Below are 17868 nucleotides of genomic sequence, written 5' to 3' on the forward strand. Positions count from 1 at the left end.
CTGGTGGACGTTGGCAACGTTCTGGGGAAGATTGACGTTGTGGAAGACTTCGAGTATCATCTGGCACTCTACGCCAGAATCGCGCGAAAGGTCCCGAAGGGAAGTAGAAATCACACGGTGGTACTTGAATAGAGAAGTTCACCTTCACGTTCCTTGAGGATCCATCGAAGGTGGAGAGGTACTTCGAAACGATAACCAGAAAGTACCTCGACATCAGGGGTAAAATGAGCTTCATGTTCCTGAACGTTGATATGGCATCCGCGTACCTCACAAAGGGTCTGGAGGAGGACTCGGACTACGTGATAGAGGTTGTGGGGGATGATTTAAAGCTCAAAAAATGTCCGGGGGCTGCGGGGAATGAGGCTTGCTGAATATCTCAACCGTGTTGAATGGGGGGAGAATGTCCTCGTAGAACACACGTCGTTATCCTCCTATCCTCTGATTTTCCACACTATCGGAGAGACGTACGGATGGGAAAGAATACTAATCGTTGACGTTCTCGACTCCATCATGCCCGTTCTCAGATGGCTACGGCTGTCGGGCATCCGGATACCAGAGAATATACGGAGAATCAAAGTGGGCGGAAACTCCGGCTGGGGGGAAGTGGTTTTTGAAGTCGACCCCCACAAGGATCCGGGAATATTCCTCAACCGTCTCTCGGCCAACGTCAGGGAGTACTATCAGAAGAATCCCAAGACGGTCTCTATCCTCATGAACCCCGAGAAGATGATTCCGCTCCACAGCAACAACCCGAGGTTTATCCTCACCCTGGCCAACCTGGGCTATGCCTTCCTTGGAAACCAAATCCGCAAGACGTTCTACTTCGTCAACCTCGACTTGGCGGACAGGCGGTATGTGGCCATACTGGAGGAATCATTTATAAGGGTCATCAGAATCCACGACGATGGGAGAGTCCTCCTGCTAAAATCCCCCCAAGTTGAGGAGGAGGGACGGACACTCGAACTGTGACAGGGTGAAGAAAAATATGCCGATGAGATGCAAGTTCTGCGAGAGGCCGGCCTTCATCAAGCTCCACTATCCGAGAACCTACCTCTGCCCGGAGCACTTCACCGAGTACTTCGAGAGAAAGGTAAAGCGGACCATAGAGCGCTACAAGCTCATAAGGCCCGGCGAGAGGATTCTGGTCGTCGTGAGCGGGGGGAAGGACTCGGCCGTCACCGCCCACGTCCTCAAGAAGCTCGGCTACGACATCGAATGCCTCCACATCAACCTGGGCATCGGCGAGTACTCCGAGAAGAGCGAGGAGTACGCCAAGAGGCAGTGCGAAGCTTTGGGAGTTCCGCTACACATCGTCCGCGTCAAAGAGCTACTCGGAAGGAGCATCGGGGAGGTGAGGACGAGAAGACCGACCTGCTCCTACTGCGGGCTGACCAAGCGCTACATCTTCAACAAGTTCGCCTACGACAACGGCTTCGATGCCGTCGCCACAGGGCACAACCTCGACGACGAGGCGAGCTTCATCTTTGCCAACCTGATGAACTGGAACACACAGTACCTCGCCAAACAGGGGCCGGTAACTCCGGCACAGTTCAACGGAAAGCTCGTGAAGAAGATAAAGCCGCTCTACGAGCTGACCGAGAGGGAGGTCGTCGCCTACGCCCTGGCGAACGGCATAGAGTATCACATCGAGGAATGCCCCCACGCGATCGGGGCGCCAACCATCGAGTACAAGGGGATACTCAACGAGATGGAGGAGAAGAGGCCGGGAACTAAAATCAACTTCGTCAAAGGCTACCTTCGCAAAAAGAAGCTCTTCGAAGCCGAGCTCCAGGAAACGGAGCTGAGGGAGTGCAGGATATGCGGAATGCCATCGAGCGGCGAGGTCTGCTCCTTCTGCAGGTTCTGGCGCAGGGAGGAACCGATAGAGTTCAAGGTGAACAGATGAGGGTCGTTGTGACGTTTCCAAAGCTCAGAAGAAGGTTTCTCAGATTTATGAGGGCGTATATTGCATTTCTTTGGGCCGGAGCACTGATTTCGTTTTCCATGATGTTCGTGTACGCATTGAGAGGACTGCCTGCCCCGGCCATAACGTACCTGACGGCGGCGGCGTTTTTCACCACGTCGGGCATGATGTACTCCGAGCTACACGATGAGATAAGAAAAACCCGCTTTTCCGTATACTGGCGCTTCTTCAGCAGGTACTCCCCTCCCCTAGGGGGATACGCTGTTCTGCACATTCTAACAGGGCTCATTTTTATCGTTGCTGATCTGTTAAAGGGCGGCTATGCGCCCGTAGCGCTCGCCCTAATCCTTAAGGGGGTCTTTGAGCACTCCCTTCAGGGGGCTGTGGAGAACCTCAAGGCGGCGTCCGTTCTATACCACGAGACGATAAACGGGGAACTCGACAGGCTCGCACTCAAGGATCCGTTCAAGTGAAGCGCCTCGTTTTCTCCCAGTGGAACTTTCCAACGAGCAGCCTTATGAGTCCCCGGAGGGTGTAAACGACACCCGCAACCACGAAAATCATGAAGTAGAGGGGATACGCCAGAACGAACCACCACTGAACCCCAAAGCCGGTTCTGCTCCTCTCAACCCAGTTGGAGTAGGCTACGGAGAACCAGAAGGCCAGAAAGGCTATCACTGAAACCGCCAGAAAGAGCCGCGGTCTGGCAATCAGAAGGGGGACTCCCCCGGATAAGAGGAGATAGCCGTTGATGAGAACGGACAGAAACCAGAACACAGGCACGAGGTAGCTCATCATGTAGAAGTGCTCTATGAAGGCTTCGGTTATGCCGGAACAGCTCCTCAGGACGGGCCAGTAGTAATCAAGCATCACCTGGAGGTGGCCTTGAGCCCAGCGAGAGCGCTGTTTGATGTAGTCCCTGAGTGTCTCAACGGCCTCTTCCCAACCGACAACCGAATGGCAGTACCAGAAGCGGTAGCCCTCTATGAGAGCCCTTGCCCAGAGGTCGGTATCCTCCGTCACAGAATCCCCGCGAAACTTGCCCAGGCGGAGGAGGTGGGAGAACCTGAGCAGGGCAACGGTTCCCCCGTACTTTCCATTCTCGCTGAGCTTGAGGTCACCCTCGATGGCAACGTTAAAACCCACGAGCCGTTCTAGGGTTATGAAGCGAGTTACAAAGTTTCGATTCCAGTTCCTAGGTCTGACGTTGGCCTGTACCCCTATTATGTAGTTCGGGGCCCCCTCCATTATCCCAACGAGCCGTCTGATCGTGTTGGGGGCTATCAGGTAGTCCGCGTCAAGGATGAAAATGTAATCTGGTCGGTTAAAGGCCTTCTCTATAACCTCCAGGGTGTAGTTGAGGGCGTGGGGTTTGCTCCGTCCCCTGTGTGGGGGAACGTTTATAACCACGACCCTGTCGGGGTTGGACGACTCAATTTTCCTCATGACCTCCAGCGTTCCATCGGTGGAGTTGTCGTTTATCAGGAAAATCCTCAAGTTGAAGTAATCCTGGTTAAGAACCGTTACCGCAGTTTTTTCAATGACGCTCTCCTCATTGTGGGCGGGTATCAGCACGTACACAACGGGCTCGAAGAAACCCCTGGGAACCTCCCTCGGACTGTAGGGATATTCACGACGTGTTGAAACCAGGAGAAGGGTGTAGAAAAAAACTCCCGATGATACCATGAGGAACAGGAACAGGAGAATGGCCTCAAGTATGTACTGTGCGGGGACTATCAACGACAATCCAATAACCATGAGGGCGTACAGGTACAGCACGGACTGGAATTTCAGCGAGGGCTTCATCATAAGAGTTTTAGGGGATTTGGTATAAATACCCGCCGGTTGAAATGGCGGGAATAAAAATCATCGGGGCATCCCATCCCAGCAAGTTCGCGAAGGAGTTCGGAAGGGGAGGGGTGGAGATTGAGAGCACCGAAAGGTATTCCGCAGAATTCAATCTCCACGGACATCGATGCAGGGTGGTTCACGACCACACCACTGGAGAGGTTGTAATCTGGTTCGAGGCGCAGGCATTCACCGAAATCCTAACGAGGATGCTGTCCCTAACCGAGTACCTTGGAAAAGCGCTCGTGGTGGGGATCGTCCCGGGGATGAGAATCGACGGAGACGCGTTTATCTGGGTTCCAGGGGGAGAGATAAAACTCTCCCGCGCAGGGGAGGGGCTCTGGATCGGCTGGGACGGGACGAATGGGGTTTTCTCGGCAACAGTTCCGGGGATAGCTGAGCTGATAAGCATTCTAAGGGGAGCGAAATGAGAAGGATATACGTGGCGATCCTCCTCGTAATTTCAGTACTTGAGTTCCTGCCCCTATTCCTGGCTCCAAGTCCCCCTGACCTTCAGGGCGACGGGCTTGGACACCTGTTTAAGATTCATAAACTCATGGAAAGCGGATGGGAACCCTGGATTGAAGACTGGTACGCGGGTTTTCCATTCCTCAGGTTTTATCCCCCGGCCTCTTATATTGCCGCAGCGTTTCTCGGAAGGCTCCTCGGGAGCGATGTGCGGGGGTACGCCGCAACGCTTGCCATAACATCATTCATTGGGGCGTTTTCGATGTATCTTTACCTGGAAACAACGAGAAAGGAAAGGTACATCGCCCCGATTCTGTTTCTCCTGTTTCCGTGGCGCCTGGGTGTAGCTTATATTGAGGGAAACTTCCCGAGGGCGAACTCAATAAACCTCATGCCCCTGTTTTTCCTGGCCATCTTTTGGATGAGTGAACACAGGGAAAGGTACATCTTGGCCTCGGCAGTGGCAATATCGGTGGTTTCACTCACCCATCACTCAATACTCGTTCCGCTTACCATCACGTCACTGATACTCCTCCGTAAGAAGGTAAATAACATCAACGCGCTGGGAAATTTTTTCAAGGTGGGGGGTGCGGTCGTAACACTCACCGCCTTTTGGTACCTCCCATTCATGTTCGAGAGGAACTGGACCCACTTCTGGAACATCTACCAAAATAAATGGTTGTTCGCGGGATACAGCATTTCCCCCAGTTTATTCAAGGAGCCGGTGGGTTGTTCCATTCTGATAGCAACCGGAATAGTCCTAGCGGTCGGAGTACTCAGACGGCGAGTTGACCCCGTGAAAATACTCCTGGTTTCAGTTTACACGTACCTGGCAATGGGATACTACTCCCCCACCCCATGGATACACTCACTTCCAATCCTTTCCATGATACCCCCGTACAGATGGATGGACATGGTCTGCATGATCGTTCCCCTCATGGCGGCGGAATCTTTATCAGACCTCAATCTCAACCGAAAAGCTTTCACCGGTCTCAGCCTGATCCTCATCCTGCTCACACCCGCCATTATCTCATTCAACGGAATACATGAATACCCCGAAAACATCAAAGAGCTGGGAGACTTCCTTGGGGGATTCCCCGGCAATGAGTGGAGGTTCGTGGTCTATCCCCCAACTGGAACATCCTACTACAGCTATCTGCCGGCATTATGTTCAAAGCTCACGATGAATGGGCGGTACCATGAGGGCAACCCCGCCGGGGATGGAGAGTGGAGACTGTGGTACCTGTCCGAGACTGGGAAGAACGTCACCCCTTACCTCAGGGCATACTCCATAAGATTCTTCATAAGCTGCACCAATTTCGCACCCGCAGGCTATCACAGAACGACGGAGATTGGAAACTGCGTTGTTTATTCCTCAAACGTGAGCTTCGCAAGGCCGGTACGGATTGTGCTTGCGGGAAAGTTCTACGAGATGCCGAGGGACTACGCGTACGTTAAAAATGCAGTCAATGTAAAAATGTTCCCACCAACGGCCATCGGCGTGATTTACGCGGGCCAGCCCACGGAACAGGAGAAAGAGGTGCTGTGGAGATTTGTACGGGACGGAGGCACCCTTGTGTGGATACCTGAAGGGAGCGGAGAGCTCTTCGGAATTAACGCCACCATGGAAATAATAAACGGCTCAAGACTTAACTCAGAGGAATACAACATCTCGTTATTCTCTCCCTTTACCTACCAAGGCATGCCGTGGTACGGTCCCCTCTTCGATAACGTGAGCACCATTATAGGCTCGGGGAACCGCACGCTGCTGGGATGGATCAGCGTGGGTAAGGGGAGGGTGTACCTAGTCGGGGGAAACCTCCTCTTCCATGCCCTGTACTGGAACTCCAGCTATGAACTGGATTTAATACTAAACCTCGCGAAAAAAGATAGAAACATCACGTACTCCGTTCTGGATAGGGCGGATGGGGAATACACGCTGTATGTAAGTGCGGATACCCCCGCAGTGCTGGAAATCTCCGAGGCGTACTATCCTCATTGGCATATAAAAATAGACAACGATGAAATACTTCCGGTGAGGAACGACAGAACCGGTCTAACCTTGGTGCCCATAACTCACAGTGGGGTGCTTCGGGGGAGGTTCGTGGACCCCTTTGCACCCCTGCGAAGATATTCGGCGCTCGGATGGGTACTCCTTCTTGTGTATCTTGGATTCAAAACGCTATCCGATAGGAAAAAACGTGTTGAAATTGTTCGGGAGGCGAATTTAACATCCCAGACCTCCCAATCAAAAAAATTGGGGGAACCTAAAGCTCCCTAAACCTAATCCTGAACCTCAGCTCCCCGTCCAGGGGGAACAGCAGGGTATAGCTGACACCCTGCTGGATGAAGTCCCAGCCGGCCTCGCTCTGGCTGAGGGTCTTTATCGGGTACTTCCAGACCTTTGCCTTCCTGTCAAGCTCTATCTCCACCTTTCCGATGCCGTAGGGGTCGTTCACCTCAAAGCTTTCAGCCTCGAACTCCCCCGGCTCTTCCATGACGCTGTGGACGGCCAGGTTCAGTTCAACGCCGAACAGTGCCCTGGCATCACTCTTCACAGTGTAATCGACCCTGAATCCGCCCTCCTCCAGCAGGAAAGACTTCTCAACCCTGGTCGGCCTTCCGGAAACCCTTCCATCGCGCCACAGGGTGACGCCCCCATCGAAGATGCTGTAGTCATAGGCCCCCTTCACGAAGTCGCCGAGCTCCAGGTACCTCGCAAGGCGGTACTCGTCCAGGGCAGTCTCGGGGTCGAGGAAATGGTCCTGGAGGATGGCCCTCAGATGGCCATCGTAGGCCAGTTCGCGCCTTATCTCCTCGGGAATCTGTTTACCCAGTTCGTGTATGCTCGCAACGCCCTCATCTCCGCCCTCCTCAGGAGTGGCCGCCTCAGGAACCTCGTGGTAGTGCTCCCACCGCCTCGCGAGAACGTCGTTGTAGTTGACCGCCCTGTTCTTTGAGCTGAGTTCGAAAAGCGCCCCGCCGTAGGAAGGTTTAAACACCGCGTAGAAGCTTTCGTTCTCCAGAAAGACCTCGTCCCGTCCGTCGAAGTCTATGTCCCTAACGAAGGTTCCAATCTTCACGTAGCCGTTCGCACGTATGAGGTTCTCCCAGACCGCCCTTCTGAGGTGGGGGAGGTAGACGCCGCCGAAGACACCGTGCCAGTAGGCGTCGTTGCACTGGGCCTTGAGGAGGAAGTGCCTGGCCTCGGGGTTTTCCCTCACCAGCTTGCTCACCATTAGCATCCTCTTGTGCATGTAGTTGCTCTCCGGGTACTTGAGGAAGAAGTTCTTCCAGATGCCGCCGCGGACGAAAACGCGGTACCTCTCAAACTTCCCGTGCTGCTTCAGCGTCTCCACGAACTCGACGAAGAGCTTCGCCTGCTCCGCGGGCAGGGACCATTCGCTCATCTCGAAGTATGAAGCTATCGGAAGGTACACTATGCCCCTTGGCTTGAACCTCGAAAGGTACTCCGAGTAAAGGGTGAGGTTTATTCCCTCATCGCTTGAAATCCTGTCGAAGAACTCCCTGAGCCAGCCTTTTTTGTATACCCATTCGTAGGTTCCAGGCCAGACGCCAAACTTCTCGCCGTCGTCGTGGAAAACGGCGACCTTGCTCTCATCACCGTCGTCGAGGGAATGGAGGTACTCTATCGTTTTCTCAACCGGACGGAAGGGTATGAGGTAGCGCAGCTTCTCGTCTATCGGGAAGACGGCTATAACCTCCCCACCGTCCTCAGTGTAGTACGGCCAGAAGAGGTCCTCCTTGTTCAGGCCGGCGCTCATGAAGTGGTAATCGTCAACGATGACGTACTCTATACCCGCCTGGCGGAGACTCTTTACGAGCTCCGGCTGCCACACGCGTTCGGTCAGCCAGACGCCCCGGGCATCGTAGCCGAGCTTTCTGGCGAAGTTTTTGAGGAGCTTTATCTGCTCTATCCTGTCCTCCTTCGGAATCGCCGCCAGAACAGGTTCGTAAAAGCCGGCGACGACTATCTCAAGCTGTCCCCTCCTGACGAGGGAGCGGAGGAGGTTAACGTACTCCGGCCGGTTTTCCTCCAGCCACTCAAGGAGGGGACCGCTTATGTGAACCGCGACCTTCATGTTCGGGTAGTCCTCAAGTATCTCCATGAACGGCCTGTAGGAGCGCTCGTAGGCATCCTCCAGAACCCAACCAAAGTTACCAAGCGGCTGATGGTTATGGATCCCGAATATGAAGTTCACCATGGCAACCACCTCTGTTATCACTAACGGTGATATGGAAAGAAAAGCATATAAACCTTTTTCTCCAAGTATTCACTATCGGTGATTACAGTACACCCATGGGGAATGTACATCACCGGGGGTGTTTAGTGTGAAAAAAACGGTATCCCTTATACTGATGGCTGTTTTTTTGTTCAGTTTAGTGCCCCTCGGAAAGTTCGCCAGTGCCATGTATGGGACCAAGATTATAGACGGGAGTTTAAACGACTGGAAGGCCTCAGACCTGATAGCGACCGGACAGAATAGCGGACTGGATGGAGCCAACCTCGACAGACTGTACGTTTCCTGGGACGAACAGTATCTGTATATCGCGATAAAAACAAACAACACCCAAAGCTGGGACGTTGCCTATGGAATAGGAATCGATATCGACCCCGGAACCGGTAGCGGCTATACCTCTGGCGGAGACTCTTGGGGAAGAAGCGTCGAATTCTCAGGTGGCTTTGCCCCCGACTACGAGATTTACTTCTGGTGGAGCAAGGCCAGCGGAATGGGAGCCGGCAACTTCAACACCTGGGCCGGCAGCGGCTGGGATAACAACGGCATCTCCAGCGTTGGCGGGAGCTTTGCCTACACAGGGGATACCACCACTGGCCTCCAAACGATTGAGATAAAGATTCCCTGGAGCGCCCTCGGAGGGAAACCCGACAGGATAGCCGTAATGGCATGGATTACCGGGAGCGGCGGCTCTGCAGTGGACAGCCTACCAGCTGATCAGGCCATAGACTACGCCAACATTGGAAACGAGTGGGGCGACACGGACACATTTACCAGCATGGCGGTTGTTTACGTCGCCCCCAAGACAATAGACGGAAACCTGAGCGACTGGAGCGAGAACGAACTGGCGGCAGAGGATACAACCGGTACAGGCACTGACATGGGCAACCTCAGCAGGTTCTACGTCTCCTGGGATGACCAGTACCTCTACCTTGCCATCGAGACCAACAACACTAAGAACGGAGGAATGGCGTACGGTTTCGGAATCGACATCGACCCCGGGACTGGAAACGGCTACACGGCAGGAGGGGACGCATGGAGACGGAGCATAGAGTTCTCCAATGGATACGCGCTGGACTACGAAGTTTACTTCTGGTGGAACGACGGCAAAGCATCAATAACCACCGCGCAGCTCAATTCATACAACGGAGGCTGGAACTGGCCGGACCTGACCGATATGGGCGGGAAGTACGGCTACACCGGGGACAGTTCAACGGGCCTTAAAACCCTCGAAGTCGCGATACCGTGGTCAGCCATCGGAGGAATGCCCCGCAAATTCGCGGTCGCCGCATGGGTAACCGGTGAAAGCGGCTCCGCCGTTGACGTACTCCCGCAGGAAGGCGCCGCCGCGGACAACGCAGACGAATGGGGCGACACCGACGTCATCACCGAGATGTCCGGGTTTGAGATGTTCATTCCGGTGCCCGAGCTTACCATCAGCGTAACCGGCCCCAGTGTCGTCGGTCTCAACAGAACGGCCATATACAACGTCACAGTGAAAAACCTCGGTTCCCTTCCGGCATCCGGTGTCGAGGTCAAGGTGTATCTCAACGATACACCCCTCTCCAATTGGACGATTAGCCTCAGCGCCGGAGAGGAGCGAGAACTGACATTCGTATGGAAGCCAAACGAAACCGGACGGTACATTCTAAAGGCAACCGTGGACGAGGACAACCTCATAAAAGAAGCCAACGAGGACAACAATGCCTTTGAGATGGGAGTCAACGTGATGTGGGTTGGGGACATCGACGTCGACGGAGACCCCACCGACTGGCCCGAGGTAAGTCTCGCACCCAACTCGTACACAGTCCAGGATGGAGTCTTCATCTGGAATGATGCCTCGGGAGATCAAAGAACCGACAAGGATCAATATCTGCCGGGCAAGAGGTCCTCACACGCAGACCTAACTGAAGTTGGCGTTACCAAAGACGACAGGTACATTTACTTCCTGTTCAAGTTCAGGAACATGAGCAACATAAAAATCGGGGACAACGGAGCGACGTTCATAGCGGTTCCGATAGACTACAAAGATGATGGAGCGGACTGGTTCGCTGGCCAGATGGACACGAAGACCGTTATCAGCTGGAACCTCCAGATGGTGATAAACCTGTGCAGTGACCAGCACACGGGACAAACCCATGCCGTTGCACCCGGAGGGAGCGGCCTCAAATCGCTCCTGTACTTCGTTAACGCGAACGGAGAAATCGTACCCGTGGAAGACTCCATAATAGGGGTTGATCTATCCAAGAATACAGTTGAAGTCGGGATTCCGCTGGAAGTCTTCGGGGACGCCCGGACATTTAGATTCCAGGTTGCCACGGGATTCAGCTACGGGGAGGGCGTCTGGAACTTCGGCGACCCAATGCACAATGACGGTATAAGCGACATCGTTGATACCATAAGCACCGAGAACACGGCCGATGAACTGATCGACAACGTCCCGGACGTGTACATTACCATCAAGTTCAACTCCATAGTGGAAAGTGCAGACGTTCTCTCAATGAAGGAGGTGAGGGAACGGGAAAGGATAGAGAAACTGCACTCAACAATAATCTCCATTGGAAAGTACTACGGTCCGTATCACTTTGAGGAAGATTACAGCAGATACACGGAGATAGCGGCAGAACTCGGCAACATGTCGCTACCCGAAGACGTTACGAAGAGACTCAGCGAGCTCCAGAATAAAGTCGCGGATTTACTAAAGATGTACAACGGTGGAAGGGAACTAATGAACAGGGATGCAGAGTTTGCGGGTGCCCTTAAGATATACCGCGCATACACCGGCCTCAAGAAAATCGTCGGAGAGATGGAGGAGATCCTCAGAAAGGCCCAGGAGGGCGAATACGCGCGCGAGAAATACATGGAGGAACTCGCCAAGAACCTCACCAAGGACATAGACGGCAACCTCAACGACTGGGGCGTGGAGCCGCTTGCCGCTGACGATACAGGCTTCGGTCAGAACGGCGCCAACCTTAAGGCACTCTACGTTGACTACGACGACCGGTTCCTGTACATAGCCCTCACCACCGAGAACAAGGCATCATGGAGGGTCTCCTACGGCATAGCACTGGACTACCGGGACGGTGGATACACGACCGGAACCGATGCCTGGGGCAGGAAGGTGAGCTTTACCGGCGGAGTTGACGCCCAGCTCTACTTCTTCTGGAACGGGGAGTTCTTCGGCGACAAGGGAACCGGCAACATAACCAGCGCCCAGCTCGCACTCTGGAACGGCACCGCCTGGAAGTACGAAGACCTCAAGTGGGTAGGGTTCTACGCCTACACCGGCGGCGCCGAGAACGGACTCCAGACCCTGGAGATAGCGATTCCGTGGACGGCCATCGGGGGAGAGCCCGAGAAGCTGAGAATCGTTGCCTACGTGACCGGACAGGGCGGCGGGGACTCGGCCGTTGACGTACTGCCGCTCCAGGATGCCGTTAAGGACAACGCGCCGGGCGATGAATGGGGAGACGCGGACACGTTCTCGGAGTTTGCCGTGGTCACGATTGAGTGACCATCTTTTTCTGTATTCTTGCATTTTTTCCTCAGAGGGAAATAAAGCCCGCAAGGTACAGTGCTATCGCTATCGCAAGCTGGTTGGAGAAGTTATCGTCCAGCTGATTGGCGGGGTTTCCACCAGGGGGCAGACCGTAGAGCTCAACAAGGGCCCCGATTAACGAACCGATAACAGCCAAGAAGGGGCCGACCAGGGGGCACAGAATCAGCACGCCGGAGAGGAAGTAGGCGAGACTCCCCTCAAGGCTCTTTCCGTTGCTGAAGCGGTGCCTGCCCAGGGATTTCCCGATTATAGCAGCGAGGGCATCCCCAACCGTGGCGACGGTGATGGCGCCGATGGCTATCTCCCCCGGGAAAAAGTATACCACTATGAAGGCCGCCGCTGCAAAGTATATGTGCGCCGCCACGCGATAGCGCTCGTGGCTCCGGGTTATCTCGTCGATCTGCTTCTCAAGAACCTCCACGCGCTCCATGACGTCGTTGTCCACGTATATCTTGAGCCTCCTCTTTATGTTGTCCCTCAGCTCCTCGATTATCCTGAAGGGCTCCAGCACAACGAAGATGAAGAACGCCAGGCCAACGAACGTGAGCGTGAGATCCCGCCCGAAGAGGAGATAAAAGGCCGGAACCAGCAGCCCGGTGAGGTGGAGGGACTTACGCTTCAGCTCGCTTTTCATGCTCATTCCTTATCACCTCCAGCGCCTCCATAAGGTTCCTCACCACGTAGTCCGCGTGCCTGGGGCGCCTCCCCTTGAAGTATCCCCTGCCAACGAGTATCGTGGTCGCACCTACCTCCTTCCCGCCCCTCATGTCTGTATCGTCCCTGTCCCCGACCATGTAAACCTCGTCCTCGTGCGGAAAGAGCCGCCTGGCCAGGCGGAAGTTGTGGGGATCGAGCTTGCTGTGCCCGGTCTCGCCGCTTATTATGAGGGCGTCGAAGTAGTCCTTTATGCCAAGGTATTCGAGCTTCTTCCTCTGCCACCGAGTCGAGGAGTCCGTCACCAGGACCACCTTGGCACCCATGCGTTTCAGCGCCTCAAGGAAAGGCACCGCATCCGGGAAGAGCCGGAGGTTGGAGAAGAACACCCTGTCTATGAGTTCCTGCATCTCCTCAAGCTCCTCCGGAGGAACCCTGGCGTAGACCTTCTCCAGGAGGTTCTCCACGATTTTGTCCAGGTCCATCATGTGGATTTCCCGCGACTGCTCCAGCTCACGGTACCTGGCGGTGAGTATGTAGAAGAAAGCCTTAAACTTCCTCCGTTTCAGCAGAAAGGGAATAAGGCGGATTATCGTGTACTTCCCGGCCTCCCACGTGTTGCACAAGGTATCGTCGAGGTCAACGAGCACGAGCATATTAGAGAATCCCTCCCCCGGGTTTAAATCCTTTGGGTTAAGTTTTAAAAGATGAGGGGAAAGTCTCCAACGTATGGACAAGGGAAGCCTGCTCATAATGACGGGCATGGGAATGATAATGCTCGGATTCTTGCTAGTCTTTATTGGAACGGCCATCTCGGCCCTCGGCGGCGGGGGCGAGGTGGAGGGCGGCGGGGTCATAATGATAGGACCGATACCGATAGTCTTCGGAACGAGCAGAAGCGCCGCGGGAATAGCCATAGTACTGGCGATAATCCTCATGGCGCTCTGGGTGATAGGTGCTCTACTCATGAGGAGGGGATGACGTGGACTTCCTGCTGGCCCTGGCAATTCTCCTCGTGGTTGCGAAGAGCATCGAGTGGCTCTTCGAGAAGGCCGAGATACACCCGATAATAGCCCACGTGCTGACGGGAATACTCCTCGGCCCCTTCATCCTGGGCATCATAGAGCCGAGCGAGGAGCTGGGCGTCCTTGCGAGGTTCGGGCTCATAATGATGATGCTCTACATGGGGCTCACCAGCAACTTCTCGGCGATAGCGCAGAACACCAAGAAGGCCATCGTCGTGGCCAGCCTGGGGGTTGCCGCCTCGTTCATCCTGGGGTTCCTAACAGTCGAGTACTTCGGCAAGGGAACCACCGCCGCCATCTTCGTGGGAATAACCCTCGGAAACACCGCGATAGAGGTCACGAGCGGAATCCTCGTTAAGGAGCGCGTTAAGAGGGAGGTCTCGTCGATCCTCATGGGTGCGGCGTTCGCCGACGACATAATGGCAGTCTACCTGATAGGCATCATAACCGCGATGGCCGGCGGGAGCCTGGATGCCCTATCCTTCGGAATCCTGACCGTCAAGATATTCGCCTTCATCGGAGCGACGCTCCTCATCTCGGAGTACGTCTTCAAGAGGGCGAAGTGGTTCTACTCGATCGTCCGGAACCTGAACGTCTTCTTCACCTTCACACTCATCCTCACCTTTGCGCTGGCGATAATAGCGGAGAAGGCCGGCCTGAACCAGATAATCGGCGCATATCTGGCGGGGCTTACGATAAGCAGGCTCCGCGAGAGAAAGGACCCGCTCGTGGTCACGAGGATAAAGCTGAACGAGCTGATCGAAGACCTCCAGGTGGTGCTCACCGAGTTCTTCATACCGCTGTTCTTCATCTACGTCGGCCTGATGTTCAATCCGCCAACGGCGAGCATAAGCCTGGCCCTCATAGCGGCCCTCTACCTCGCTGCCGTCCTAGGGAAGCTCATCGGCTGCGGCCTGGGGAGCAGGCTCTTCGGCCTCGGCTGGAGGGAGTCAATCCTAGTGGGCATTGGAATGGGCGGAAGGGGAAGCCTGGAGCTGGCCATACTCACCTTCGGCCTCACCACCGGGCTGATAGACCAGGTCCTGTTCGCCAGCGTCATAGTGGTCTCGATGCTGACTGCACTGACGACACCGCTGTTCTTTAAGACCTACATCAAAAGGGCAAAAGCTTAAATTCATACCGGACGACTAGTGCCAGGCTGGTGAGAGGATGTTCCCGAGGAGAGGCGCGAGCGAGGAAGAGGTTCTGGAGGAGCTTGAGGAAAAAACGTCGCCCGACCTTACCTTCGATTCGGGGAGGATACTCGGTTCGATGTGCACGTACCCGCATCCCTTCGCCCTCAAAGTCGTCCGCCGCTACATTGACAGAAACCTGGGCGACCCTGGATTGCACGTCGGGAGCCAGAGGATCGAGGAAGAGGCCATAGAAATGCTCTCGAACCTCCTCGGCCTTGAGAGGGGCTACGGGCACATAGTTTCCGGCGGAACCGAGGCGAACATCTTAGCGGTCAGGGCCTTCCGGAACCTAGCGGGCGTTGAGAAACCGGAGCTCATTCTGCCCGAGAGCGCTCACTTCTCTTTCCTGAAGGCGAGCGAGATGCTCGGCGTTAAGCTCGTCTGGGCGGAGCTGAATAAAGACTACTCGGTCAACGTTAGGGACGTCGAGGAGAAGATTACCGAGGACACGATTGGGATAGTCGGAATAGCCGGAACCACCGGTTTGGGAGTCGTTGACGACATCCCTGCCCTGAGCGACCTGGCCCTGGACTACGGCCTTCCCCTCCACGTGGATGCCGCCTTCGGGGGCTTCGTGATACCCTTCGCAAAAGCTTTAGGCTACGAGATTCCGGACTTCGACTTCAGGCTCAAGGGCGTGAAGAGCGTAACGATAGACCCTCACAAGATGGGCATGGTTCCGATTCCAGCGGGGGGAATAATCTTCAGGGAGAAGAGATTTCTGGAGGCGATAAGCGTTCCGGCGCCGTATCTTGCCGGTGGAAAGGTGTGGCAGGCCACGATAACAGGGACCCGTCCAGGCGCGAGCGCTTTAGCGGTGTGGGCGATGATCAAGCACCTCGGCTTCGAGGGTTACATGGAGGTAGTGAGAAAAGCCATGGAGCTGAGCCGGTGGTTTGCCGGGGAGCTCAAGAAAATACCGGGCGTTTATCTGATCAGGGAGCCGGTTCTCAACATAGTGTCCTTCGGAACCGAGAACCTTGAGGAAGTGGAGGAGGAGCTGAAGAGGCGCGGCTGGGGCATAAGCGCCCACAGGGGCTACATCAGAATCGTCATGATGCCCCACGTGAGGAGAGAGCACTTGGAAGAGTTTTTGAGGGATTTGAGGGAAGTTATTCCGTAACCGTTCTGGTTATCCGCTACGATTGGTTCGCAAGTTCCAAAAGTAGCGGATAACCTTCCTCCTCCGCTCATTAGAAGGCTTTCGGGGGGAACGGTGACTCCCCACATCTTCAAGGCTCTCAAACGAACATTCCAAGAGCCGATAACGTCTCTATCAGCCTCAAACCCACAATTCAAACACTTCACAATCCTGCCCCCATTCGGGCTTAACTTACCCCCACACACCGGGCACAGGGAGGAAGTATGAGCAGGATTCACGAAAACAACCCTAACACCCTTTAATTTCGCCTTGTATTCGATAATGCTTTGAAGCTTCCGAAAACTCCACCTGTGGAGTCTTCCATTTATCTCGGCGGAATACCTGATTGACTCTCTGATTTTCGTTAAATCCTCTAAAGCAATCCCACCATATTTTTCCGCCAACTCGACGATTTTGTTGGCGAGCTTATGATACAAGTCGTTAAGCCTGTTCTTCTCCCTCCGCCCGTATTTTTCAAGGAGTTCTTTTCTCTTTCTTCCAGCCCTAATTTTCTGTTGGATTTTTCTCCTTTTCACGAAATAACCAGTCCTAATCTCCCGCTCGTGGGTGGTGATTTGAACGAATTCCCCGTTTGGAAGGGAAAGGGTAACGTTGTTCTCGTTCAAGTCCACGCCGACAAAGGCTTTCGGCTCTTTAACCTCAACGTCTTTAGAGAAGACGACGTTTAGAAATGTCCCTTTCGGCGTTCTCACTAACCACGCTTGGCCAACCTTCCAGCCCTTGAACTTCTCGTGGTATTTGGCCGGGTAAAACTCTAACTGGATTCGTCCCCTGGGAGTGGAGAGTTTTACTGTTCCCTTCTCCAAGTCGAGTTTGAACAGGTGGTCGTCGAGCATTATGACTTCTTTTTTGAATGCCGGCTTTCCCTTGGCCTTTCCCTTCTTTCTCCGCTTTCTAAAGCTTTTGAAGATTGCAGTCGCCATTTGACAACCCGTGTAAAGGTAGTGACTCGGTAGTTCTGGATACTCTTTCCGGAGGCTCTTGTAAGTTTCCTTTTTCAGCCGGTAAAAGCTGGTAACGTTGTTTTCGAAAGCGTAAGTGATGAGAAAGTTCACGATTTCCCGGTAAGTTTTGAAGAGGACATCTAATCCTTCTGGCGTTTTCTTGAGTTTGAATTTTGCCGTGAGTTTAATTGTCTCTGAGGGCATTCTTTACCGCCTCGACGAGGCGTTTTTTCTTATGAGAACGAGCCCCGTAAAGCTTTCCAGCGAAGGATGTTACGATGGCTAATAAGTCCTCAACAAGTTCTTTTTCTGGTGTTTTCTCCTCATCGTCGAAGATTACTTCAATCTCAACGCCGTGAGAGTTAAAGTATTGTTCGAGGTATTTGAAGCCGAAGCGGGTGAGCCTGTCCCGGTAAGTTATGATGACTTTAGTAACTTCTCCGCTTTCGACGAGTTTGAAGAGCTGTTTTAATCCCTTCCTGTTCTCGTTCAATCCGGAAGAAATGTCCGTAATGATTTTAGCCACTTGATAACCTCTGGATGAGGAGTAATTCTTGAGGTATTCGATTTGTCTTTCTAAGTCTTCCTTCTGGTCTCTGCTTGAAACTCTTGCGTAAATGACGACTTTATCGGGGATTTTGCCCTCAAGAATTCTCTTAATTTCACTTTCTGGAACTCGGTATTCTTTGCCGATTCTGTGGGCTTTGAGTTTGCCTGATTTAATCCAGCGGAGGACTGTCATCTTAGAAACTCCAAGTTTCTTTGCGACTTCACCACTTCGATAAAGCTTCACCGCTCTCGCACCCAAAAAGAATTCGTGCCAAAAATA

16 protein-coding genes are annotated in these 17868 nt (G+C 54.0%); 10 read left to right on the plus strand and 6 right to left on the minus strand.

What is annotated here, in order from left to right:
* Positions 1-170: 170 nt before the first annotated feature.
* The 4 genes from E3E51_RS08465 to E3E51_RS08480 are packed head-to-tail and all read left to right on the plus strand — an operon-like array spanning position 171 to position 2397.
* On the plus strand, positions 171-371 hold the full coding sequence (locus E3E51_RS08465) for a hypothetical protein (protein WP_167912701.1): 201 nt from the start codon (positions 171-173) through the stop codon (positions 369-371).
* A complete protein-coding gene (locus E3E51_RS08470; protein WP_167912702.1) occupies positions 358-969 on the plus strand; it encodes a DUF257 family protein in 612 nt (203 codons plus the stop codon). The genes E3E51_RS08465 and E3E51_RS08470 overlap by 14 nt, the downstream gene beginning before the upstream one ends.
* Before the next feature lie 22 nt (positions 970-991).
* Positions 992-1906 carry a TIGR00269 family protein gene (locus tag E3E51_RS08475; protein ID WP_167912898.1) on the plus strand — a complete coding sequence of 305 codons (915 nt, stop codon included), beginning with the start codon at positions 992-994 and terminating at the stop codon, positions 1904-1906.
* The gene (locus E3E51_RS08480) at positions 1903-2397 is read left to right on the plus strand and encodes a hypothetical protein (RefSeq protein ID WP_167912703.1); all 495 of its coding nucleotides are present in this window, start codon (positions 1903-1905) and stop codon (positions 2395-2397) included. Before E3E51_RS08475 ends, E3E51_RS08480 begins: the two co-directional genes overlap by 4 nt.
* Here E3E51_RS08480 and E3E51_RS08485 read toward each other — a convergent pair.
* On the minus strand, positions 2390-3730 hold the full coding sequence (locus tag E3E51_RS08485; protein WP_167912704.1) for a glycosyltransferase family 2 protein: 1341 nt from the start codon (positions 3728-3730) through the stop codon (positions 2390-2392). The genes E3E51_RS08480 and E3E51_RS08485 overlap by 8 nt on opposite strands.
* Positions 3731-3774: 44 nt before the next feature.
* On the opposite strand from E3E51_RS08485, the gene E3E51_RS08490 reads away from it, so the two are divergent.
* Both E3E51_RS08490 and E3E51_RS08495 read left to right on the plus strand, forming a co-directional pair.
* Entirely contained in the window at positions 3775-4203 is a 429-nt protein-coding gene (locus E3E51_RS08490; protein WP_167912705.1) for a hypothetical protein, read from the plus strand.
* The gene (locus E3E51_RS08495; RefSeq protein ID WP_167912706.1) at positions 4200-6521 is read left to right on the plus strand and encodes a 6-pyruvoyl-tetrahydropterin synthase-related protein; all 2322 of its coding nucleotides are present in this window, start codon (positions 4200-4202) and stop codon (positions 6519-6521) included. Before E3E51_RS08490 ends, E3E51_RS08495 begins: the two co-directional genes overlap by 4 nt.
* Here the strand turns inward: E3E51_RS08495 and E3E51_RS08500 are convergent.
* Positions 6508-8466, minus strand: coding sequence for an alpha-amylase/4-alpha-glucanotransferase domain-containing protein (locus E3E51_RS08500; protein ID WP_167912899.1), 1959 nt, complete (start codon positions 8464-8466; stop codon positions 6508-6510). The two genes, E3E51_RS08495 and E3E51_RS08500, sit on opposite strands and share 14 nt — an antisense overlap.
* A gap of 127 nt (positions 8467-8593) precedes the next feature.
* On the opposite strand from E3E51_RS08500, the gene E3E51_RS08505 reads away from it, so the two are divergent.
* Complete coding sequence (locus E3E51_RS08505; protein WP_167912707.1) at positions 8594-12013, plus strand: CARDB domain-containing protein; 3420 nt, start codon at positions 8594-8596, stop codon at positions 12011-12013.
* 31 nt (positions 12014-12044) lie between these two features.
* On the opposite strand, the gene E3E51_RS08510 is transcribed toward E3E51_RS08505, so the two are convergent.
* Together E3E51_RS08510 and E3E51_RS08515 are read right to left on the minus strand one after the other, a co-directional pair.
* On the minus strand, positions 12045-12698 hold the full coding sequence (locus E3E51_RS08510) for a diacylglycerol/polyprenol kinase family protein (RefSeq protein ID WP_167912708.1): 654 nt from the start codon (positions 12696-12698) through the stop codon (positions 12045-12047).
* Positions 12670-13368, minus strand: a complete 699-nt coding sequence (locus tag E3E51_RS08515) for an HAD family hydrolase (protein WP_167912709.1) — start codon at positions 13366-13368, stop codon at positions 12670-12672. Before E3E51_RS08515 ends, E3E51_RS08510 begins: the two co-directional genes overlap by 29 nt.
* Positions 13369-13441: 73 nt before the next feature.
* On the opposite strand from E3E51_RS08515, the gene E3E51_RS08520 reads away from it, so the two are divergent.
* From E3E51_RS08520 to mfnA, 3 genes are read left to right on the plus strand one after another with little or no spacing between them, the layout of a single operon-like run.
* The gene (locus E3E51_RS08520; protein ID WP_167912710.1) at positions 13442-13693 is read left to right on the plus strand and encodes a DUF131 domain-containing protein; all 252 of its coding nucleotides are present in this window, start codon (positions 13442-13444) and stop codon (positions 13691-13693) included.
* Position 13694: 1 nt separating this feature from the next.
* The gene (locus E3E51_RS08525; RefSeq protein WP_167912711.1) at positions 13695-14870 is read left to right on the plus strand and encodes a cation:proton antiporter; all 1176 of its coding nucleotides are present in this window, start codon (positions 13695-13697) and stop codon (positions 14868-14870) included.
* A gap of 37 nt (positions 14871-14907) precedes the next feature.
* Positions 14908-16056, plus strand: coding sequence for a tyrosine decarboxylase MfnA (mfnA, locus tag E3E51_RS08530; protein WP_167912712.1), 1149 nt, complete (start codon positions 14908-14910; stop codon positions 16054-16056).
* On the opposite strand, the gene E3E51_RS08535 is transcribed toward mfnA, so the two are convergent.
* Both E3E51_RS08535 and E3E51_RS08540 read right to left on the minus strand, forming a co-directional pair.
* A complete protein-coding gene (locus tag E3E51_RS08535; RefSeq protein WP_240924297.1) occupies positions 15972-17243 on the minus strand; it encodes a transposase in 1272 nt (423 codons plus the stop codon). The two genes, mfnA and E3E51_RS08535, sit on opposite strands and share 85 nt — an antisense overlap.
* Positions 17224-17832 (minus strand): IS607 family transposase, encoded by a 609-nt coding sequence (locus E3E51_RS08540; RefSeq protein ID WP_167912900.1) that lies wholly within the window; start codon positions 17830-17832, stop codon positions 17224-17226. The genes E3E51_RS08535 and E3E51_RS08540 overlap by 20 nt, the downstream gene beginning before the upstream one ends.
* Positions 17833-17868 lie beyond the last annotated feature (36 nt).

Origin of the sequence: Thermococcus sp. 21S7 (assembly GCF_012027615.1) — an archaeon.
GTDB lineage: Archaea > Methanobacteriota_B > Thermococci > Thermococcales > Thermococcaceae > Thermococcus.